The organism is Streptomyces sp. NPDC002574, from assembly GCF_042889545.1.
Taxonomy (GTDB): Bacteria; Actinomycetota; Actinomycetes; order Streptomycetales; family Streptomycetaceae; genus Actinacidiphila.
Genome location: NZ_JBIARB010000001.1, coordinates 341,954 through 357,455, shown reverse-complemented (window position 1 = coordinate 357,455; position 15,502 = coordinate 341,954). Strand labels below are relative to the sequence as shown.

The 15,502-nt window shown below is 70.7% G+C and carries 13 protein-coding genes; 6 read left to right on the top strand and 7 right to left on the bottom strand.

Annotated elements, in window-relative coordinates:
• Positions 1-36: 36 nt before the first annotated feature.
• Positions 37-1,458 (bottom strand): APC family permease, encoded by a 1,422-nt coding sequence (locus ACFYXS_RS01750; RefSeq protein ID WP_389242672.1) that lies wholly within the window; start codon positions 1,456-1,458, stop codon positions 37-39.
• 307 nt (positions 1,459-1,765) lie between these two features.
• On the opposite strand from ACFYXS_RS01750, the gene ACFYXS_RS01745 reads away from it, so the two are divergent.
• Positions 1,766-2,578, top strand: coding sequence for an arylamine N-acetyltransferase (locus ACFYXS_RS01745; RefSeq protein ID WP_389242670.1), 813 nt, complete (start codon positions 1,766-1,768; stop codon positions 2,576-2,578).
• Here the strand turns inward: ACFYXS_RS01745 and ACFYXS_RS01740 are convergent.
• Both ACFYXS_RS01740 and ACFYXS_RS01735 read right to left on the bottom strand, forming a co-directional pair.
• Positions 2,553-2,951, bottom strand: a complete 399-nt coding sequence (locus tag ACFYXS_RS01740; RefSeq protein ID WP_389242668.1) for a RidA family protein — start codon at positions 2,949-2,951, stop codon at positions 2,553-2,555. The two genes, ACFYXS_RS01745 and ACFYXS_RS01740, sit on opposite strands and share 26 nt — an antisense overlap.
• Before the next feature lie 32 nt (positions 2,952-2,983).
• Complete coding sequence (locus ACFYXS_RS01735; RefSeq protein ID WP_389243489.1) at positions 2,984-3,634, bottom strand: DUF2293 domain-containing protein; 651 nt, start codon at positions 3,632-3,634, stop codon at positions 2,984-2,986.
• 151 nt (positions 3,635-3,785) lie between these two features.
• Here ACFYXS_RS01735 and ACFYXS_RS01730 point away from each other — a divergent pair, with 151 nt between their 5' ends.
• Positions 3,786-4,049, top strand: a complete 264-nt coding sequence (locus ACFYXS_RS01730; protein WP_389242666.1) for a GlsB/YeaQ/YmgE family stress response membrane protein — start codon at positions 3,786-3,788, stop codon at positions 4,047-4,049.
• Positions 4,050-4,077: 28 nt separating this feature from the next.
• On the opposite strand, the gene ACFYXS_RS01725 is transcribed toward ACFYXS_RS01730, so the two are convergent.
• Positions 4,078-4,326 carry a hypothetical protein gene (locus ACFYXS_RS01725; RefSeq protein ID WP_389242664.1) on the bottom strand — a complete coding sequence of 83 codons (249 nt, stop codon included), beginning with the start codon at positions 4,324-4,326 and terminating at the stop codon, positions 4,078-4,080.
• A 40-nt stretch (positions 4,327-4,366) separates the two neighbouring features.
• Between ACFYXS_RS01725 and holA the strand changes: the two genes are divergently transcribed.
• Positions 4,367-5,350 (top strand): DNA polymerase III subunit delta, encoded by a 984-nt coding sequence (gene holA / locus ACFYXS_RS01720; RefSeq protein WP_389242662.1) that lies wholly within the window; start codon positions 4,367-4,369, stop codon positions 5,348-5,350.
• Positions 5,351-5,559: 209 nt separating this feature from the next.
• Here holA and rpsT read toward each other — a convergent pair whose 3' ends face one another.
• Positions 5,560-5,826 (bottom strand): 30S ribosomal protein S20, encoded by a 267-nt coding sequence (gene rpsT, locus ACFYXS_RS01715; protein WP_389242660.1) that lies wholly within the window; start codon positions 5,824-5,826, stop codon positions 5,560-5,562.
• 247 nt (positions 5,827-6,073) lie between these two features.
• Here rpsT and lepA point away from each other — a divergent pair, with 247 nt between their 5' ends.
• The 3 genes from lepA to ACFYXS_RS01700 all read left to right on the top strand — a co-directional run bounded on the left by lepA (position 6,074) and on the right by ACFYXS_RS01700 (position 10,574).
• Positions 6,074-7,939 (top strand): translation elongation factor 4, encoded by a 1,866-nt coding sequence (gene lepA / locus ACFYXS_RS01710; RefSeq protein WP_389242658.1) that lies wholly within the window; start codon positions 6,074-6,076, stop codon positions 7,937-7,939.
• A 212-nt stretch (positions 7,940-8,151) separates the two neighbouring features.
• A complete protein-coding gene (locus ACFYXS_RS01705) occupies positions 8,152-8,412 on the top strand; it encodes a hypothetical protein (RefSeq protein ID WP_389242656.1) in 261 nt (86 codons plus the stop codon).
• A 281-nt stretch (positions 8,413-8,693) separates the two neighbouring features.
• The gene (locus ACFYXS_RS01700; RefSeq protein ID WP_389242654.1) at positions 8,694-10,574 is read left to right on the top strand and encodes an AMP-dependent synthetase/ligase; all 1,881 of its coding nucleotides are present in this window, start codon (positions 8,694-8,696) and stop codon (positions 10,572-10,574) included.
• A 22-nt stretch (positions 10,575-10,596) separates the two neighbouring features.
• On the opposite strand, the gene ACFYXS_RS01695 is transcribed toward ACFYXS_RS01700, so the two are convergent.
• Positions 10,597-11,136, bottom strand: coding sequence for a two-component system response regulator (locus ACFYXS_RS01695; RefSeq protein ID WP_389243487.1), 540 nt, complete (start codon positions 11,134-11,136; stop codon positions 10,597-10,599).
• A 62-nt stretch (positions 11,137-11,198) separates the two neighbouring features.
• Positions 11,199-15,335, bottom strand: a complete 4,137-nt coding sequence (locus ACFYXS_RS01690; protein WP_389242651.1) for a HAMP domain-containing protein — start codon at positions 15,333-15,335, stop codon at positions 11,199-11,201.
• Positions 15,336-15,502: the final 167 nt, after the last annotated feature.

The following is a 15,502-nucleotide window of genomic DNA, read 5'->3' as shown; positions in this document are numbered from 1 at the left end:
TCCGGACCGCGGGCCGGACGGCGACGAGCAGTGGACTCAGCTGTTCCCGAGGCCCAGTTCCTCCTCCGGAACGGAGATCACCCAGCGGGTGCTCTGCCGCGGCCGCAGGTAGAACCACCAGTACGCGAGGGAGCCCGCCACGATCGCACCCGTGATCACCAGATCCTGAGCGGTCTGCTGGACCAGCACGTACGCCAGCACCGCCACCAGCAGCACCGGCACGGCCGGCCACAGCGGCATGCGCCACGCCGACCGCTGCTTGTGGGCGCCCGTGCGCGACCCGAGCGCGGCCAGCGCGACCACGATGTACATCGCGGCCACCGCGACACCCGTCACCCCGCTCAGCGTCTCCACCGGAACGAAGCACAGCACCGCGCCCGGCACACCCACCGCCAGCGTGGCGATCCACGGCGCCCCGAAGCGCTTGCTGAGCGTCCCGAACGCCTTGTTGACCGGCGTCGGCCAGGCGCGGTCGCGCGCCGACGCGTACAGCACACGGGAGTTCTGGATCACCATCACGATGCCCGCGTTGACGATCGCCAGCGCGATGCAGAGGCTGATGAAGGTGCCGACCGCGGAATTGCTCCAGCCCTGCACGAGGGCCGAAAGATCGCCCGCCGTCAGGGAGTTCATGTCGGGTGCGCCCAGGGTGATGGCGATCGTCGGGACGATCACCACGAGCGCGCCGATGCCCAGCGTCCACAGCACGGTGCGCGAGACGGTGCGGCGCGGGTTCTCCATCTCCTCCGACAGGTAGACGGCCGTGCTGAAGCCCTGCAGCACGAACAGCGCGATGGCCAGGCCCGCCACGATCGTCCCGGCCGTGACCGCCGTGCTCAGCCCGTGCCCGTCCTGGGTCACGGGGTGGATCAGCACCGAGGCCGGCCGGGCGCTGTGCGAGAAGCCCAGGAAGGCCACCATGCCGGCCGCCACCACCTCCAGCACGAGGAAGATGCCGGTGATCCAGGCATTGGCCCGCAGGTCCAGCAGGCCCATCACGGTCGCCAGCAGCATGACCGCCGCGCCCGCGACCTTGGGGTCGATCTGCGCGAGCGGCGCCAGGTACTCACCCGTTCCCAGCGCGATGATCGGCGGCACGATCATGACCACGATCAGGGACAGCACGAACACGATCCATCCGGCCAGCCGGCCGATCAGCGTGCCGACCATCGCGTACTCGCCGCCCGCGCTGGGGATCAGCGTGCCGAGCTCGGAGTAGCAGAAGGCCACCGCGATGCACAGCACGGCCGCGATCACGATGGTCAGCGCGGTTCCCGTACCCAGGTCCGCGAAGAGCGGCGGCACGATGACGAACAACGACGACGCGGGCGTCAGGCACGAGAGCGTCAGCAGTGTCCCGCCCACGACGCCGATCGACCGCTTCAGTGCCTTCGGCGCCTCGATGGGCGGGGCCAGGGGCGAGTGCGGGGCCGCCGGCGGGTGAAGCATGTCGGTCATGCGCGCATCCGATCAGGTCGGGCTGAAGGGGGCTGCCGCCTCCGGTCCAGGAAACACGGAACGGAATGTTCATCTCCGTTCCGAGGATGAAACCCCGGCCGTCAAGGCCCCGTCAAGAGTCTCCGGACAACGAAATCCGTAGCTCCGGGGCCTTCGGATCAACGTAAAACCACTGCGCCTTGGGGGATTGAGTGCGCTAATCCGCACCGAGCGCGTGAAATCGCCATGCCGTGACTCTCGTTGGATCCCGGTCCTTCCCGGGTCGCGGAGTCTGGTGTTCGTGACGGTGTCTCGCCAAGCTGACGCCATGGACGCATCCCAGGCGGACGCCTACCTCCGCCGTATCGGCGCCCCGCGCCCCGCCCGCCCCGACGCCGGCGCGCTGCGCGAACTCCAGCTGCGTCACCTGGTCGCCGTCCCCTTCGAGAACCTCTCCCTCCACCTCGGGGAGCCCGTCACCCTCGACCCCGACGCCCTCCAGGACAAGATCGTCGGGGCCCGGCGCGGCGGCTACTGCTACGAGCTCAACGGTGCCTTCGCCGCGCTGCTGACCGCCCTCGGCTACGACGTCGACCTCCTGGCCTGCCGCGTCATCGGCCCCGACGGGCTCGGCATCCCCTACGACCACCTCGCCCTGCGCGTCCGCACCGCCGACGGGGCCACCCTGCTCGCCGACGTCGGCTTCGGCCGCCACGCCCACCACCCCCTCCTGCTCACCCCGGACATCGACCAGTCCGACCCCGGCGGCGTCTTCCGCTTCATCCCCGCCCCCCTCGGCGACCTCGACCTCCTCCACGACGGAACCCCCGCCTACCGTCTCGACCCGCGCCCCCGTGACCTCGCGGACTTCGAGGTCGGCTCCTGGTACCAGCAGACCTCCCCCCGCTCCCACTTCACCAAGTCCGTGGTCTGCTCCCGCCTCACCGACGACGGCGGCCGCCTCACGCTGACCGGCCGCACCCTCGTCACGACCGCCGCCGACGGTACCCGCCACGAAGTGGCCCTCGACACGGACACCGAGGTCCTGGAGGCCTACCGCGACGGCTTCGGCCTCGCGCTCGACCGCGTCCCGCGGCTGCGCGCCCCGCTCGGACTCACGGCACCACTGCCGTCGCCGTGATCTCCACCAACTGCCCCGTGTAGCCGAGGCATGCCACGCCGACCAGGGTGGAGGTGTGGGGTCCTTCGGTGAGGCCGGAGGCGTGGACGACGTCCCAGACGCGGGAGAGGTCGGCGGGTTCGTCGGCGACCACGTACACGGTGGTGGCGACGACGTGGGGGAGACCGCTGCCGATCGCGTGCAGGGCCTCGTCGAGGTTGGCGAGGACCTGGTGGGCCTGGGCGACGGGGTCGCCGGGGCCGATGAGTTCGCCGTCGGCGTCGAGGGGTACGGAGCCGGCCATGAAGGCGACGCGGGTGCCGGTCCCGACGACGGCGGCGTGCGCGTAGCCGGGCGGCGGGAAGAGGGACGGGACGATCGTGTGATGGCTCATTCCGGCAGCCTGTGGTGGGCGCCGGGGGCGTGTCACCCGATTTTCGGCGTGCGCCAGACCGCGAGGACGACGTCCACCTCCGCCGCGATCCGCTGCCGGGCCTCCCAGCGCGGGACGCCGGCGGCCAGCAGGGCCTCGTAGGCGGTGTCGCCGTGGCGTACGGACGCGCGGACGGCGGCCGTGACGGCGCCCTCGTCCAGGGCGCGGCCGGCGGCGGTGCGGCCCACGCGGCCACTGCCCCGCAGCGCGGCGTGCGCGGCGAGGGCGGCCGCGCGCGCGGGCGGGCAGGACGGGAACAGGCGCAGGACCTCGGTGGTGAGGGTGGCGGTGACGCGGGCGTCCTCGGCCTCGCGGCGCACGGCGTCGCGGGCCCGGCGGACGGCCCGTGCGGCGGCGTCGGCCAGGCACTGCCGTTCGGCCGCCGCGAGCGCGGCGGCGTCGACGAACAGCCCTTGGCGCTCCCACCGGTTGCGGCGCCGGTTGAGCCGGATGACGACGCCGAGGACCGGCGCGACCGCCCGTGCCCGCCGGGTCAGTGCCGTGTCACCGCGGGGGAGGAAGACCAGGTGGCCGAGATCGGCGCAGGGCAGGCACAGCGGCCGGCCCGCCTCCAGGACGTGGTAGGCGAGCGGTCCCTGCCGGCATGCCGAACACCGGCGCCGCTTCAGGGGTTTGACGACCATGATCTCGGCGGTGCCGCCACGTCGTGCCGTGTCCACCGCACCAGTGTGCAAACCGGGGGGCGGTCCGAGAAGTGCAACCGCCGTGTCACGGGATGCCCATGGGTGCGTATCAGCAGGCATGAGGGGCCCGGAGCCGTGGCAGGTTGACCTCATGACCATCATCGGCTGGATCGTGCTCGGCCTGCTGGCAGGCGCCATCGCCAAGATACTGCTGCCCGGCAGGGACCCGGGCGGCCTGGTCGGAACGACGCTCATCGGTATCGCGGGCGCCGTCGTCGGCGGCTGGATCTCGGCGAAGTTCCTGCACCACCCCATCACCAAGGACTTCTACGACCTGCCCACCTGGGGGGCGGCGATCGGTGGCGCCCTGGTGCTGCTGATCCTCTACCGCGTCCTGTTCGGCGACTCCCGCTGAGCGGGAGCCGCCGCGCACCGCACCAGGACTAGTCCTCTTCCTCCAGCCAGCCTTCGAACTCCTCCGCCAGCGCGTTCAGCGCGGCGGGATCCAGTTCACCGTCGTCGTCATTGACGACGACGAGCCACTGGGCGTCTTCGGCGTCGTCCTCTCCCGCGAGGGCGTCGCGGACGATCTGGGGGCGGGCAGGGAGGTCGAAGCGCTCGGAGGCTTCGTCGGCGGCGTCCTCCGCGGAGTCGCGGTCGGGCAGCACGAGGACATGTCTGACGTCATTCACCGGGACATTGTGTCGGACCCGCGTGGGATGCTGGACGGCGATGCCCAGGAACAGTACGACAGACAGTCCGCTCGCCCCCGTCACGATCGTGGTGGGGCAGGAGGACCTGCTCCTCGACCGCGCCGTGCGGGAGGTCGTGGTCGCCGCGCGGGCGGCCGACGCCGACACCGATGTGCGCGATCTCACCCCCGAAGCAGTGCAGCCCGGCACCCTCGCGGAGTTGACCAGTCCGTCGCTGTTCGCAGAGCGCAAGGTCGTGGTCGTCCGCAATGCGCAGGACCTGTCCGCGGACACGATCAAGGACGTGAAGGCCTACCTCGCGGCCCCCGTCGAGGAGATCACCCTCGTCCTGCTGCACGCCGGCGGTGCCAAGGGCAAGGGCCTGCTGGACGCGGCCCGCAAGGCCGGGGCGCGCGAGGTGGCGTGCCCGAAGATGACCAAGCCGGCCGACCGGCTGGCCTTCGTTCGCGGGGAGTTCCGCACCTTGGGCCGGTCGGCGACCCCCGAGGCCTGCCAGGCGCTCGTGGACGCGCTGGGAAGCGATCTGCGCGAGCTGGCGAGCGCCTGCGCGCAGCTCGCCGCCGACGTGGAGGGCGCGATCGACGTGGCCGTCGTCGCCCGTTACTACACCGGCCGCGCCGAGGCGACCGGCTTCGAGGTCGCGGACCTGGCGGTCACCGGCCGTACGGCCGAGGCCCTGGAACGGCTGCGCTGGGCCATCGCGGTCGGCCAGCCGCTGCCCGGCATCACCTTCGCGCTGGCCTCCGGCGTTCGGGCCATCGGCAAGCTCGCCTCCGCCCCGCGCGGTGCCCGGCCGGCGGACCTCGCCCGCGATCTCGGCATGCCGCCGTGGAAGATCGACCGGGTGCGCCAGCAGATGCGCGGCTGGTCCGGGGACGGGGTCTCCACGGCGCTGCGCGCGGTCGCCGAGGCCGACGCGGCGGTCAAGGGCGGCGGTGCCGACCCGGCGTACGCCCTCGAGAAGGCCGTCGTGTCGATCGCGCGCGCCTCACGCGCCCGCTGACCGGCGGGGCGGTCGTTCCGGGGGCACGCCGAAGGGCCCCGTACCGGGGAGGTACGAGGCCCTTCGAGGACCGCACCCGCGTGGCGAACGCAGGCCGCGTGCGGCCGGAGAATCATGTCTGCCGGTGGTGGAGCGGGTGAGAGGGACCGCTGTGCCCGTCACCGGCGAAGTGCTGCCGGGTACCGCTGGGTACTGCTGACGAGAAAGGCTCAGGCCTGGAGCGCGGCGACCTTGATGGCGATCGCGGACTTCTTGTTGGCGGCCTGGTTCTTGTGGATGACGCCCTTGCTCACGGCCTTGTCGAGCTTCTTGCCGGCGAGGCGCGCGGCCTCGGTGGCCTTCTCGACATCGCCGGTGGCCACGGCCTCACGGGTGCGGCGGATGGCGGTCTTGAGCTCGGACTTGACGGCCTTGTTGCGCAGGCGCGCCTTCTCGTTGGTCTTGTTGCGCTTGATCTGGGACTTGATGTTCGCCACGAAAGAGCCTTCTCAGGTGTGATCTGATGGGGTTCGCGCCTCGGGTAGAGGGCACGAAGCGCGACTGCCCAGGTTAGCAGTCGGCCGCTGTGCCGCCCAAACCGGCGCTCCCGGGCCCGGTCCCGGCGCCGCGCGCGGCCGCTTCCGGGCTGCCCGGCACGGTCCCCGGCCCCGGTCATGGGACTATGGGAGCCATACGTATCGATCCGACCAGAGGCGACAGGCGCCTCAAGAGACAGGACCCTGCGTGCCCGCGACCCCTTCGAACGTGCCGGAGCCGAGCCGTACCGACCCGGCGCTGATCCGCAATTTCTGCATCATCGCGCACATCGACCACGGCAAGTCGACGCTTGCCGACCGGATGCTCCAGCTCACCGGTGTGGTGGATCAGCGGCAGATGCGCGCCCAATACCTCGACCGGATGGACATCGAGCGCGAGCGCGGCATCACGATCAAGTCCCAGGCGGTCCGTCTGCCCTGGGCGCCCACCACGGGCGCCGATGAGGGCAGGACGCACATCCTGAACATGATCGACACCCCGGGGCACGTGGACTTCACCTACGAGGTCTCCCGGTCGCTCGCGGCGTGCGAGGGCACGGTCCTGCTGGTCGACGCCGCCCAGGGCATCGAGGCGCAGACGCTGGCCAACCTCTACCTGGCGATGGAGAACGACCTCACCATCGTCCCGGTGCTGAACAAGATCGACCTGCCGGCCGCGCAGCCCGAGAAGTTCTCCGAGGAACTGGCCAACCTCATCGGCTGCGACCCCTCCGACGTGCTGAGGGTCTCGGCGAAGACCGGTCTCGGCGTCGAGGCGCTGCTCGACCGGGTCGTGGAGACCGTCCCGGCCCCGGTCGGCGTCGCGGACGCCCCCGCCCGCGCGATGATCTTCGACTCGGTCTACGACTCCTACCGCGGCGTCGTCACCTACGTCCGGGTCGTCGACGGGCAGCTCAGCAAGCGCGAGCGCATCAAGATGATGTCCACCGGCGCCACCCACGAGTTGCTGGAGATCGGTACCAACTCCCCGGAGATGCTGCCGGCCGACGGCCTCGGCGTCGGCGAGGTGGGCTATCTGATCACCGGCGTGAAGGACGTCCGCCAGTCCAAGGTCGGTGACACGATCACCCAGCAGTCCAAGGGCGCCACCGAGGCCCTGGGCGGCTACAAGGACCCCAAGCCCATGGTGTTCTCGGGCCTGTACCCGCTGGACGGCTCGGACTACCCGGAACTGCGCGACGCGCTGGACAAGCTCCAGCTCAACGACGCCGCCCTGGTCTACGAGCCGGAGACCTCCGCCGCCCTCGGCTTCGGTTTCCGCGTCGGCTTCCTCGGCCTGCTCCACCTGGACGTGATCCGCGAGCGCCTGGAGCGCGAGTTCGGCCTCGACCTGATCGCCACCGCCCCCAACGTGGTCTACCGCGTGGTCATGGAGGACGGTGCCGAGCACATCGTCACCAACCCCAGCGAGTTCCCCGAGGGCAAGATCAGCGAGGTGTACGAGCCGGTGGTGCGCGCCACGATCCTGGCGCCCACCGAGTTCATCGGCGCGATCATGGAGCTGTGCCAGACCCGGCGCGGCACGCTGCTGGGCATGGACTACCTCTCCGAGGACCGGGTGGAGATCCGCTACACCCTGCCGCTCGCCGAGATCGTCTTCGACTTCTTCGACCAGCTGAAGTCCAAGACCCGCGGTTACGCCTCCCTCGACTACGAGCCCACCGGCGAGCAGACCTCCAGCCTGGTCAAGGTCGACATCCTGCTGCACGGCGACAAGGTGGACGCCTTCTCTGCGATCACGCACAAGGACGCGGCGTACGCGTACGGCGTGCGGCTCGTCGCCAAGCTGCGCGAGCTCATCCCGCGGCAGGCCTTCGAGGTGCCGATCCAGGCCGCCATCGGTTCCCGGGTCATCGCCCGCGAGACCATCCGCGCCATCCGCAAGGACGTCCTCGCCAAGTGCTACGGCGGTGACATCTCCCGCAAGCGGAAGCTGCTGGAGAAGCAGAAGGAGGGCAAGAAGCGGATGAAGATGGTCGGTTCCGTGGAGGTGCCGCAGGAGGCCTTCATCGCGGTCCTGTCCAGCGACGAGAGCGCGGCCAAGAAGAAGTAACCGCCGGCGGGGGCGGGACGGGCGGTCCGCCGCCCGACTGACCGCACACGAGGGGCGTTTGTCCGATGACCGGGCAGGCGCCCTTTCGTATGAGCGGTGCGGCATTCGGGTGATTGGGGAAAAAGCCGCCCACGTGCGGTTTCCGGGGCTGGTCGCGGGCGTTACCCATGGTGACGGCGGCGAAAGTCGTCGCCGTGGAAGGGGAATGTGTCGTGAAGTACTCGAAGGCCGCGGCCGTCGTCGCAGGTTCCGTGATCGCGCTGGGCGCCGCCGGTGCCGCCGCGTCCCCCGCCTTCGCCGGTGACGGCTCGCTCCCGCTCGGGAAGGGTCCGATGAAGCTCCTGGACGCCAAGGACGAGGTCACCAGGACCGGCCTGAAGGCGGTCACCGGGAAGACGGGCGAACTGCTGGGCGGGGTCGGCAAGTCGGGCGGCACCACCGGCATGATCGGCGGCCTGCCCATCGGCGGCTGATCGCCCCTGAGCTCCGCGGTGTCGCCGGAGGGTGGCCGGCGTGACGGCGGGAGGCGGGCTCCCCGGATTCCGGGAGAGCCCGCCGTTTGCGTCTGTGGCACGCGCGATCCAGGGGACGTACCCGCGGGCAAACTAGATGTATCTGTCACCCATATCACTCCGCGTGGTTGCAACGCGGTGACCGCGGCCCCTTACAAACCGGGCGCGGATTGCCTACCCTGATCACCAATCGCGGGTTACTCGCGAGTCACCCAGCAATGTGGCGGGCCCCGGAGGTTGTCGTGACCGACACGCAGACTTTGATCGAGAACCGGCCGCCCTCGGTGGCGAACCTGTTCCTGGAGCGCGTCGAGGCCACGCCCGACGCCGAGGCGTACCGCTACCCGGTGCCCTCGGCGGGCGGCGGACCGGACTCCTGGCGTTCGCTCAGCTGGCAGGAGGCCGCGACCAGGGTCTTCGCCATCGCGGCCGGTCTGATGGACCTCGGCGTACGCCCCGAGGAGCGGGTGGCCATCGCCTCCGCCACCCGGGTGGAATGGATCCTGGCCGACCTGGGCGTGCTGTGCGCGGGCGCCGCGACCACCACGGTCTACCCCAGCACCAACGCCGACGAGACGGCCTTCATCCTCGCCGACTCCGGCAGCCGCCTGCTGATCGCCGAGGACGCCGCCCAGCTGGCCAAGGTGCTCGGGCGACGCGCCGAGCTGCCCGAACTGAGCCACGTCGTGGTCATGGACGCGGAGGGCGTCGAAACCGGCACCGACGACGGGTGGGTGCTCTCCCTGGCCGACCTGGAGAAGCGCGGCGCCCTCTACCTGGAGAAGAACCCCGAGGCGGTCCGCGAGGCCGTGGGCGCGCTCACCAAGGACCAGCTGGCCACCCTCATCTACACCTCCGGTACGACCGGCCGTCCCAAGGGCGTCCGCCTGCCGCACGACTGCTGGGCGTACATGGCCCGCGCCATCGAGGCCAACGGCCTGCTGGAAGCGGCGGACGTGCAGTACCTCTGGCTGCCGCTGGCGCACGTCTTCGGCAAGGTGCTCACCGCCGGGCACATCACCATCGGCCACGTGACCGCTGTGGACGGCCGGGTCGACAAGATCATCGAGAACCTGCCGGTGGTCCAGCCCACCTACATGGCCGCCGTCCCCCGGATCTTCGAGAAGGTCTACAACGGCGTGGCCGTCAAGGCCCGCGCCGGCGGCGGCGCGAAGTACAAGATCTTCAAGTGGGCCGCCGAGGTCGCCCGCGAGTACGCCAAGGTCACCCAGGACAACCGCCGCCGCACCGGTACGCCCAGCGCGCCCTTCGCGCTGTCCGCGCAGCACGCCGTCGCCGACCGCCTGGTGTACGGCAAGCTCCGCGAGGCCTTCGGCGGCAAGCTGCGTGCCTGCGTCTCCGGCTCCGCGGCCCTGGCCCCGGAGATCGGCTACTTCTTCTCCGGCGCCGGCATCCACATCCTGGAGGGCTACGGCCTGACCGAGTCCAGCGCGGCCAGCTTCGTCAACCCGGGCGAGGCGTACCGCACCGGCACCGTCGGCAAGCCGCTGCCCGGTACCGAGGTGCGCATCGCCGAGGACGGCGAGATCCTGCTCCGCGGCCCCGGCATCATGCAGGGCTACCACGGGCTGCCGGAGAAGACCGCCGAGGTGCTGGAGCCCGACGGCTGGTTCCACACCGGCGACATCGGCGAACTGTCCGCGGACGGCTTCCTCACCATCACCGACCGCAAAAAGGACATCATCAAGAACTCGAACGGCAAGTACATCGCGCCGGCCGCCGTCGAGGGCCAGTTCAAGGCCGTGTGCCCGTTCGTCAGCAACGTCCTGGTGATCGGCGCTTCACGCAACTTCTGCAGCGCACTGATCGCCCTCGACGAGCCCACCATCCTCGGCTGGGCCGCGGAGAACGGCATGGCGGGCCGGCCGTACGCGGAGGTCGTCGCCTCGGACCAGGTACGCGAGCTGATCGGCGGTTACGTACGGCGCCTCAACGACGACCTGCAGCGCTGGCAGCAGATCAAGACCTTCCGGGTGCTGCCCCGCGACCTCGACGTCGAGCACGGCGACCTGACGCCGAGCCTGAAGCTCAAGCGGCCGGTCGTGGAGCGGGAGTTCAAGGACCTGATCGACGACATGTACTCCGGCACCCGCGAGGTCTGAGCCCCGCGCCCGCCCCGCCGGGTCAGTCGCCCCGGCGCGGGCCCGGCAGGTCGACCCCGCGGACGGCGCTTTCCAGCGCCGCCACGCGGAGCGCCAGTTCGGCCACGTCGGCACGGCCGTCGGCGGCGAGATGCCGCTCGACGGCCGTGAGGCGTTCCGCGACGGCGTCCAGCCGCTCCCGGTCGCGGGCCAGCAGGTCGCGCAGTTCCCGGGTCGTGCGGTGGAGTTCGAGGAAGACGGAGACCTTGGCGCGCAGCACCCAGGGGTCGAAGGGCTTGGTCAGGTAGTCCGCCGCGCCCGTGGCGTAGCCGCGGAAGGCGAAGGCGGTGTCGAGGTCGTTCCCGGTCAGGAAGATGATCGGGATGTCCTTGGTCTGGTCGAGGCGCTTGATGTTCGCGGCGGTCTCGAAACCGTCCATGCCCGGCATGAGGACGTCCAGCAGGACCACGGCGAACTCCTGGCGCAGCAGCGCCTTCATCGCCTCCTCCCCGGAACGGGCGCGGACCATCGGCCGGTTGAGCGAGCCGAGGATGGCCTCCAGGGCGATCAGGTTGTCCTCCATGTCGTCGACCAGGAGGATGCCCGCCCTGTCGGTGCCGGTGACCGTGCCGGCGGTGCCGCCCGTCACCGGCCGGGCCGCCCGGCGTCGCCGGGGACCCCGTGATCGTCCGGGTCGTCGGGATGGTCCGGGTCCTCGCACGGGCCGGTGTCCTCCGGGCGGTGGCCGCCGCGCGCCGCGTCCTCGGCGGCCTCCGGATCCAGCAGCAGGTGCGCGGTGTTGAGCAGCCGGTCGACGTCCACCGGCTTGGGCACGTAGTCGTTGGCACCGCAGGCGATGGAACGCTCGCGGTCGCCGGGCATCACCTTGGCGGTCAGGGCGATGATCGGCAGGTCCGCGAAGCGCGGGGTGCGGCGGATGGCCTCGATCGTCTCGTAGCCGTCCATCTCCGGCATCATGATGTCCATCAGGACCAGCGCGACGTCGGGGTTCTTCTCCAGCGTCTCGATGCCCTCGCGGCCGTTCTCGGCGTAGAGCACCGGCATGCCGACCCGGCCCAGCACATGGGTGAGGGCGAAGACGTTGCGGATGTCGTCGTCCACGATGAGCACGCGGTTGCCGCTCAGCACACGGCCCGCGCGGCCGTCGCGCCACTCCTCCAGCCGGGTCGAGGTGGGCCAGGCGGGGGCCTGCTCCGCGGGCAGGTAGGTGGCCAGGGCGGCGAGGGGACGGCGGCCGCCGTCGCGCCAGGCGGGCGCCGCCAGAGGTCCCTTGCCGCCGCCCTCCCCACCGCCGGCGTGCTCCGGCTCGGGTTCGCCGGAGCCGGGGGCGTGGCCCGCGTACACGGCCGGGACGTAGAGGGTGAAGGTGCTGCCGCGGCCGGGCTCGCTCTCGGCGACGATGCGGCCGCCGAGCAGGCCCGCGATCTCCCGGCTGATGGACAGGCCGAGGCCGGTGCCGCCGTACTTGCGGTTGGTGGTGCCGTCGGCCTGCTGGAAGGCCTCGAAGATCACCGGGAGCTTCTCCCCGGCGATGCCGATGCCGGTGTCCCGCACGGCGAACGCGATCAGGTCGTCGGAGCCCTCGCACCGCGCCACGCGCAGCTCGACCCGGCCCTGCGAGGTGAACTTGATCGCGTTGGAGAGCAGATTGCGCAGGATCTGCTGGAGCCGCTGCTCGTCGGAGAACATCTCGCGCGGTACGTCCTCGCCGACGGTGACGTCGAAGGCGAGCCCGCGGTCCAGGGTGATCGGGCGGAAGGTGGCGTGCACGTAGTCCAGCAGCTTGATCAGCGGCAGCTTCTTGGGGCGGACGTCCATCCGGCCGGCCTCGATCTTCGACAGGTCGAGGATGTCGTTGATCAGCTGCAGCAGGTCCGAGCCGGAACGGTGGATGGTGCCGGCGAACTGCACCTCCTGCTCGTTCAGATGGCCGTCGGGGTTGTCGGCGAGCAGCCGGGCCAGGATGAGCAGTGAGTTGAGCGGGGTGCGCAGCTCGTGCGACATGTTGGCCAGGAACTCCGACTTGTACTGCGAGGAGGTGGCCAGCAGGGCCGCCTTCTCCTCCAGCTCGGCGTTGGAGCGCTGCAGCTCCGCCTGCTGGCGCTGGAGTTCGTCCGAGCGCTCCTGGAGCTGCTGCGCCAGCCGCTGCGACTGCGACAGCAGCGACTCCGTGCGGGAGTTGGCGATGATCGTGTTGATCGCGACACCGATGGTGTTCACGAACTGGTCGAAGAAGGCCAGGTGGACGTCGGAGAAGCGGGAGAACGACGCCAGCTCGATGACCCCCAGCAGCTCGTCCTCGAAGAGGATCGGAATGATCACGACACTGGCAGGGGCGGCCTCGCCCAGCCCCGAATTGATCTTGATGTAGTCGGGCGGGGCCTCCTCCACCAGGATGCGCTTCTTCTCCAGCGCCGCCTGCCGCACCAGCCCGTGCGCGGGCATCCCCGGGGTGTCGACGGTGGCGCCCTGCGCCGACCCGTAGCCCGCGATGAACGCGAGGCCGCGCGGGGCGCGCAAGCGGGTGGACCCGGAGCCGTCGGCCTCGGTCTCGGCCAGGAAGAAGGCCCCGTACTGGGCGTTCACCAGCGGGGTCAGCTCGCGCAGAATCAGGTCGGCGACCTCCATGAGGTCGCGGTGCCCCTGCATCAGGCCGGCGAGGCGGGCGAGGTTGGACTCCAGCCAGTCCTTGGCGCGGGTGGTCTCGCGCAGGTTGGACACCATCAGGTTGATGTTGTCCTTGAGCTCGGCGACCTCGCCCTGCGCCTCGACCGTGATGCTGCGGGACATGTCGCCCTGCGCCACGGCGGAGGCCACCTCCGCGATGGCGCGGACCTGCGTGGTGAGGTTGGAGGCCAGCTCGTTGACATTGGTCGTCAGGCGCTTCCACGTGCCGTACACGCCCTCGACGCGGGCCTGACCGCCCAGCTGGCCCTGGCTGCCGACCTCGCGGGCCACCCGGGTCACCTCGGAGGAGAAGGAGGAGAGGGTGTCCACCATCGTGTTGATGGTGGTCTTGAGCTCCAGGATCTCGCCGCGCGCGTCGACGTCGATCTTCTTCGACAGGTCGCCCTGGGCGACGGCGGTGGCGACCTGGGCGATGTTGCGGACCTGGCTGGTGAGGTTGTCGGCCATGAAGTTGACGTTGTCGGTGAGGTCCTTCCACACCCCCGACACGCCGCGGACCTGGGCGCGGCCGGCCAGCCGGCCTTCGGTGCCGACCTCGCGCGCGACGCGCGTCACCTCGTCGGCGAAGCCGCGCAGCTGGTCGACCATCGTGTTGATGGTGTCCTTCAGTTCCAGGATCTCGCCGCGGGCGTCGACCGTGATCTTCTTCGACAGGTCGCCGTTGGCCACCGAGGTGGTCACCTGGGCGATGTTGCGGACCTGGCTGGTCAGGTTGGACGCCATGAAGTTGACGTTGTCGGTGAGGTCCTTCCACACCCCCGACACACCCCGGACCTGCGCCTGACCGCCGAGGTTCCCCTCGGTGCCGACCTCGCGGGCCACCCGGGTGACCTCGTCGGCGAAGGCCGAGAGCTGGTCGACCATCGTGTTGATGGTCGACTTGAGTTCGAGGATCTCGCCCTTGGCCTCGACGGTGATGGTCTTGCCGAGGTCGCCCTGGGCGACGGCGGTGGCGACCTGGGCGATGTTGCGGACCTGGCTGGTGAGGTTGTCGGCCATGAAGTTGACGTTGTCGGTGAGGTCCTTCCACACTCCCGACACACCCCGGACCTGGGCGCGGCCGCCCAACTGGCCCTCGGTGCCGACCTCGCGCGCGACGCGCGTCACCTCGCCGGCGAAGCCGCGCAGCTGGTCGACCATCGTGTTGATGGTGTCCTTCAGTTCCAGGATCTCGCCGCGGGCGTCGACCGTGATCTTCTTCGACAGGTCCCCGTCGGCGACCGCCGTCGTCACCTGGGCGATGTTGCGCACCTGCGAGGTCAGGTTGGACGCCATGAAGTTGACGTTGTCCGTCAGGTCCTTCCACACTCCCGACACACCCCGGACCTGGGCGCGGCCGCCCAACTGGCCCTCGGTGCCGACCTCGCGGGCCACCCGGGTGACCTCGTCGGCGAAGGCCGACAGCTGGTCCACCATCGTGTTGACGGTCAGCTTGAGCTCCAGCAGCTCGCCGGTGGCCTCGACGGTCACCTGACGGGTCAGGTCGCCACGCGCCACCGCCGTCGTCACCAGCGCGATGTCACGGACCTGGGCGGTCAGCCGGGCGGCCATCGCGTTGACCGCCTCGGTCACGTCCCGCCAACTGCCCGACAGTCCCTGCACCTTGGCCCGTCCGCCGAGCCGCCCCTCGGTGCCGACCTCGCGCGCGACGCGCGTCACCTCGCCGGTGAACAGCGACAGTTGGTCCACCATGCGGTTGACCGCCCGGCCCAGCCGCCGCAGATCGCCGCGCAGCGGCCGGCTGCCGTCGTGCAGGTCCACCCGCTGGGTCAGGTCGCCGCCCGCCACCGCGTCCAGCACCCGGGTCGCGTTCTCCGCCGGAATCACCAGGGCGTCGACGAGGGTGTTCGCCGCCTGTACGTTCATCGCCCACGACCCCTGGCCGGGACTGTCGGCGAGCCGCTCGTCCAGCCGGCCCTGGCGGACCACCTCCCGCCGGACGCGGGCCAGTTCGGAGGAGAAGTGCCGCTCCCGGGAGACGATCTGGTTGAACGTTCCGGCGAGCTCGGCCTGCAGTCCTTCCCGCTGTTCGTCCAGCCGTACCCGGAAGTCCCCCTCGCACAGCGACCTCATCGCCGTCAGCAGCGGCCGGAGTTCCGCCGCCCGTATCCACTCCTCTCCCGGTGGCGGATCAGCGACACGCTGACGCGCAGGAGTAGCGGTTTTCGGGGCGGGAACAGCCGATTTAAGAGCCATGACGGCCTTCTTCGGTGACTCGGCGCTTATGAGCGCGCTCAGTC

Coding starts and splice junctions, on each gene's coding strand:
- ACFYXS_RS01750 (WP_389242672.1), bottom strand. CDS start 1,458: ATGACCGACATGCTTCACCCGCCGGCGGCCCCGCACTCGCCCCTGGCC.
- ACFYXS_RS01745 (WP_389242670.1), top strand. CDS start 1,766: ATGGACGCATCCCAGGCGGACGCCTACCTCCGCCGTATCGGCGCCCCG.
- ACFYXS_RS01740 (WP_389242668.1), bottom strand. CDS start 2,951: ATGAGCCATCACACGATCGTCCCGTCCCTCTTCCCGCCGCCCGGCTAC.
- ACFYXS_RS01735 (WP_389243489.1), bottom strand. CDS start 3,634: ATGGTCGTCAAACCCCTGAAGCGGCGCCGGTGTTCGGCATGCCGGCAG.
- ACFYXS_RS01730 (WP_389242666.1), top strand. CDS start 3,786: ATGACCATCATCGGCTGGATCGTGCTCGGCCTGCTGGCAGGCGCCATC.
- holA (WP_389242662.1), top strand. CDS start 4,367: ATGCCCAGGAACAGTACGACAGACAGTCCGCTCGCCCCCGTCACGATC.
- ACFYXS_RS01695 (WP_389243487.1), bottom strand. CDS start 11,136: ATGGAGGACAACCTGATCGCCCTGGAGGCCATCCTCGGCTCGCTCAAC.
- ACFYXS_RS01690 (WP_389242651.1), bottom strand. CDS start 15,335: ATGAGGTCGCTGTGCGAGGGGGACTTCCGGGTACGGCTGGACGAACAG.